The organism is Paenibacillus sp. 32O-W, assembly GCF_007679495.1.
Classification (GTDB): Bacteria; Bacillota; Bacilli; order Paenibacillales; family NBRC-103111; genus Paenibacillus_L; species Paenibacillus_L residui.
Genome location: NZ_VEGP01000146.1, coordinates 1 through 1,518, shown reverse-complemented (window position 1 = coordinate 1,518; position 1,518 = coordinate 1). Strand labels below are relative to the sequence as shown.

The window sequence follows — 1,518 nt, the reverse complement described above, 5'->3', positions numbered from 1 at the left end:
TAACTCAACTTTCGCACCTTGAAAATCTGTACTAAGCCTTGATAGGGCTAGGATTTTCTCTTGAAAAATCTCGTTCTTGACAGAAAAACACCTTTCTCGTTTGGTAAAATGGAAGTTGGAGAAGCTTACCATTCCAAACAGAAAGGTGCGTATCCCTATGGTACAACACAACTCTCTGTCTGAAAAGGGCCAAGAACGTATTTCGGCTGTATTCTCTACTTTACAAATCGGGCAACTGTTGCGGAAAGCAGGCATTTCCAAGTCGTTCGGATTGTCCAGTCTGGCCATCTTTCGGCTGATCTTTACGCTCGTGTTTGAAGGGCGTAACTGGTTTCGTCTTCTCCACAGCGATCGCCGCGAGTCTTTGCCTGGCAAAGATGTGGTCTATCGGTTTTTAAACCACCCGCGTTTCGCATGGCGACGATTTTTGCATGCCTTGAGTCTGAAGATCGTTCAGCATTTTGATTCCTTAACCTCTTCGTCCCGCGTTCGAACGTTCATCATTGATGATTCGGTTCTTCGCAGGGATCGCAGCAAGAAAGCCGAGTTGCTGGCCCGCGTCTTCGATCATACGACGGGGAGATATACCCGCGGCTACAACATGCTCACGCTCGGATGGTCGGATGGCTTCAGCTTCGCGCCCATTGATTTTGTCATGCTCAGCTCGGCCAAGCTGGCGAATCGCTTTTGCGAGATGAAGGAGCGTTTGTCCAAGCGTACGCAAGGCTACAAACGCCGCATCGAGGCACTTTCGCGTAAGCCGGATGCCGTGGCGGCTCTGCTTGATCGAGCGATTCAGGCTGGATTTAGCGCTGACTTTGTCCTGATGGACAGTTGGTTTACCCAAGCGCCTCTGTTGCGTGAACTGATGGCTAAAGGTCTGCATGTCATTGGGATGGTCAAGGCGATGAAACAACGATACCGGCTCGACGGAAAAAGCCTAACGCTCCATGAACTGTATGCCCTGTTGCCAAAGCAGAAAAACAAAGAAATTCTTGGCTCAGTCATCGTTCAAACCGCCTGCGGTTTACCGATCAAACTGGTCTTTGTGCAAAACCGCCATCGGCGGCGGGATTGGCTGGTTCTGCTCAGCACTGATTTGGCGTTGGAAGATGCCGAGATCGTTCGCATTTACGGCATGCGTTGGAGCATCGAGACCTTCTTCAAATTTGCCAAATCGTATCTGAAGCTGGGAACGGAGTTTCAAGGTCGTTCGTTTGATATGCTCATCAGCCACACCACGATCGTGTTTACGCGTTATCTCGTGATGGAATGGGAACGTCGTCACGAAAACGACGCGCGGTCGTTGGGCGGTCTGTTCTTCCTGTTTTCCGACGAAGTTCGAGACCTGGATCTCAAAACGGCTTTGCAACATCTGATAGCATTTTTCATGGCGTTCACGGAAGCCAAGTCCAAACGGGATCAGTCTGCCGTTTTTCGTCAACTCCAGCATTGGATTTCGAGTTTGCCCAATTATATCAAGGGTTTGTTTGGACAATTAAGCTGCGAAAGTTGAGT

The 1,518-nt window shown here is 49.6% G+C and carries 1 protein-coding gene; it reads left to right on the top strand.

Annotated features, from left to right (window positions below):
• Positions 1–157: 157 nt before the first annotated feature.
• Positions 158–1,516, top strand: coding sequence for an IS4 family transposase (locus tag FS806_RS25170; protein ID WP_144942082.1), 1,359 nt, complete (start codon positions 158–160; stop codon positions 1,514–1,516).
• Positions 1,517–1,518: the final 2 nt, after the last annotated feature.

Excerpts from the sequence above, each read along its gene's own strand:
- FS806_RS25170 (WP_144942082.1), top strand. The coding sequence starts at position 158 with ATGGTACAACACAACTCTCTGTCTGAAAAGGGCCAAGAACGTATTTCG.